Consider the following 3,005-nt stretch of genomic DNA (forward strand, 5'->3'; position numbering starts at 1 on the left):
CCTTACTGTACTGAAGTGTGCGAGCCTTCGGGAACTCTGGATCGCTGCCAAACTCACCCTATACTACTTCAAATCTATTCTGAATATTGTTTTTTCTAAAATTGTTTTTCTGAAATGTTTTTCTGAAATGTTTTTCTGAAATGTTTTTCTGAAATTGTTTTTCGATACTGATTTTTACTAAACTCCCAATTGACCGATAGGCATCCAGACCTACCATAGTTTGTTTCACCCATCAGTCATTCCCCCTCATTTAAAATTCTTCTATATTCTTCTACCAGGGACTTTCCCATTCCCAGAATTTGTGCTATTTCCTCAATTTTCATCGTTTTGCTTAGTTTTTCTACTTTCTTATATGCTTTAATGTACCTGTCACATGCTTCTTCCGTGTGATTTGTCATTCTTACAATATCTGAAGTTTGATTCCCTTCCTATATAACCTGAGGATAATCCTCTTGTGAGTTATTGCTCTTCCAATGTCCTGGATAATCCCTCTTGTTGGCAGTATCTCCCCTGTTCTTTGCATATACTCTTTTGCCTGCTTGCTCACAGTACCTGTAGAAACATTGAGCACCTGTAGAAACATTGAGCAGATATGCCATCTCAGAATGCGTAAGTAGTGCTTCCTGTTCATATGCCTCTTTGAAGAGCCTCCTATTTTTGTTTTCATAATCTCCTTAGAATAGCCTGCCTTCTTCATCTCCAGATCCTCTTTGGAAATCCGGGTCAAAACAATAGGTGTCAACGGTGTTTTCTTATTATTTTTACCGTAGTTCGGCTTCCCCAAAGCCTTCACTCCATACCATAGAATTTATCCCACTTCCAGTTTCCCTGGATCACGATAAGATTTCCTCACAACTTCCACGAGATCACTGGCAAACATTTCCTGTATTTTGTCACCAGGCTATAAACTGGTAATCTTTCTGTATCAGATCAAGGATCGAACCTTTCAGGGAGTTTGTTACCTTTGTTTCGATCATTGAAGGGACTTTCATGTGTTCCATCTCCCTGAATCCGTCTTTAGAATTGTTTCCTCGTTTTTTCTGTTGATTTCTTTTTTTCCAAAAATGCTGTGAAGCTGGTCTAAACGCTCTTGATATTCCTCAGTAGAATAGGTTTGATCAATTCCTTGTATTCCCGAATTGTTTTTTCTGAGATGCCTGTTATAATCCTGAGTTATTCATCATCAAATCCTTCCTCCGTCATCACCAGTATTCTTTCAAAGTCCTTCACATAGCGCATGATGGCTTCGCCACTATGTTTTGTCTTTCTTTTGATCTCAGTATATTCATAACCTTTGAGGTAAAGCTCCATAATTTTTTTTCGTGTGGCTTATCCCAGGACCTATGTCCTTCCATTTTTCCTTTAGTTGGCACCAGTTCTCCCTTCTTTTCCAGCGATGTTATATGCTGTGAAATTGTCCTTGTGCTCTCTTCAAGAAGGATTGCTATGTCGGCCTGGGTAATTAGGGCACCCTGAGCATATGTTTCACTACTGATGCGTTTGATCCTTTTATCTAACAACTCCTGCTTATCTTTGACAGCACAGTCATCAGGGCCATAAATAGTAATTTTTATGGGAATCAGATTCATTTCATCTACTGGTATGTCAGGAGGAACGTCTTTAGAAACTGCATGAAAGATAATCTGGCCTTCTTTGCGCTGGCTGCTGAAATATAAGGTCAAAATAAGAAAGGAAAAGTTCAAATAATGATCTGCAGATAGCATGAGGAAATGAATAATCGTGCATGAGTTCGTTGTAAAGCTGGGTCTGTAATTGACGATTAAAGATTGAAAGACATTCTTTTGGAATTTATACGAACATGAGGGCCATCAATATTGCTTTGGTGGCAAGAATAGATAAACAATTGGTCAAATGGGGGTATTTAATTGATCACCATTTCTTCTGATTTTCAGCTTCAATGTCTTTTATTTGTCTGTACATTGCAGATGGAACCATGATTCCTACCGTGTCTGGCACGTTAATGATATCGCATCCTGCCTCCTGGACCGCCTTGAAAACCTCTCTGAGATATGCAGGGTCAGTTCTGGTCATCCATTGCAGAAAACATGCACTTCAGCCTCTGGTCTTTGATGTACTGGACAGCTTCCACAGCCAGTTGAATTACTTCTTCCTGGCTCTTTTTAATGGTATAGATCCGCTGTACCTCCGAGGTCGGGACGAAGGTGTGCACAAGGCCAACATCACTTTCAAAACAGGCATCGATATCTTTTTTTAGTACACGAGCAAGCCCTGCATTAGAAATCGATTTTACGGATTCTTTATCTCCTTCTGAAGATATGGGAAATCCGGCTTCTATTATGTCTACCCCGAGTTTGTCGAGTTGATGAGCAATTTCCAGCTTCTGAGTAGAGGTCAGGGATACGCACGGGGCTTGTTCTCCGTCGCGCAGTGTTGTGTCAAAAACAGTTACTTTTTTATTCTGCATGGGTTTGATGTAAAAATCGATCCCTTCTTTCAGGGTGTACATCCATAGTAATCATCAAATTGAATGTACACTTCTGGTATATAAACATCATGTCGATGTTTAAATATTTAGTTGAACTTTACTTCTTTGAGTTTTCGAGCGAACACTATTTATAGTAGATGCTCCATTCTAGGGTTGCTTCTCGGGCGTCACAAGACATCCCGAAGGTGAAAAACGGAATTTGAAAAACGGAACAGGTATCTAAAAACGAATCTAAAAAAACGGAATAAGAGATGCCTGAAGGGATTGTTTTTACAAACAATCGCTACTAAAAACGGACGACGGTAAGGATTCAAAAGTCCAACTCTTTTGAAATCTTTCAACCATCCAATTTTCCTCTTTCAAATTTGTTCAACCTTCTTTGAAGGGAAAAGCTTATATACAAGACACGTCTTGTATGTATCCCTCACACAGCTCAAATGTGTGGGTTGAAATTCAAAATCTCTTTCATCTTTTAATGGAGACAGGAGTTATTTTTCTGTCTGACGAGGATTTGTCGGTTCGGTTAATTCTGGGTGAT

At 39.4% G+C, this 3,005-nt stretch carries 2 protein-coding genes and 3 pseudogenes; all 5 read right to left on the reverse strand.

Translation table 11 applies throughout. The annotated features are described in order from the left end of the window. Nucleotides 1-236: 236 nt before the first annotated feature. Nucleotides 237-398: a DUF1670 domain-containing protein gene (locus EO93_RS18265; RefSeq protein ID WP_235283294.1), complete on the reverse strand. Its 162-nt coding sequence runs from the start codon at nucleotides 396-398 to the stop codon at nucleotides 237-239. Nucleotides 399-428: 30 nt separating this feature from the next. Then, a pseudogene (locus EO93_RS18685) lies at nucleotides 429-617 on the reverse strand (hypothetical protein); the annotation flags it as partial. A 556-nt stretch (nucleotides 618-1,173) separates the two neighbouring features. Continuing rightward, a complete protein-coding gene (locus tag EO93_RS18275) occupies nucleotides 1,174-1,311 on the reverse strand; it encodes a DUF1670 domain-containing protein (RefSeq protein WP_235284269.1) in 138 nt (45 codons plus the stop codon). A gap of 101 nt (nucleotides 1,312-1,412) precedes the next feature. Then, nucleotides 1,413-1,724: pseudogene (locus tag EO93_RS18280) on the reverse strand (DUF1670 domain-containing protein); the annotation flags it as partial. Nucleotides 1,725-1,908: 184 nt separating this feature from the next. Continuing rightward, nucleotides 1,909-2,488 (reverse strand): annotated as a pseudogene (locus EO93_RS13415) (2-isopropylmalate synthase); the annotation flags it as partial. Nucleotides 2,489-3,005: the final 517 nt, after the last annotated feature.

The organism is Methanosarcina sp. 1.H.A.2.2 (genome assembly GCF_000979975.1).
Classification (GTDB): domain Archaea; phylum Halobacteriota; class Methanosarcinia; order Methanosarcinales; family Methanosarcinaceae; genus Methanosarcina.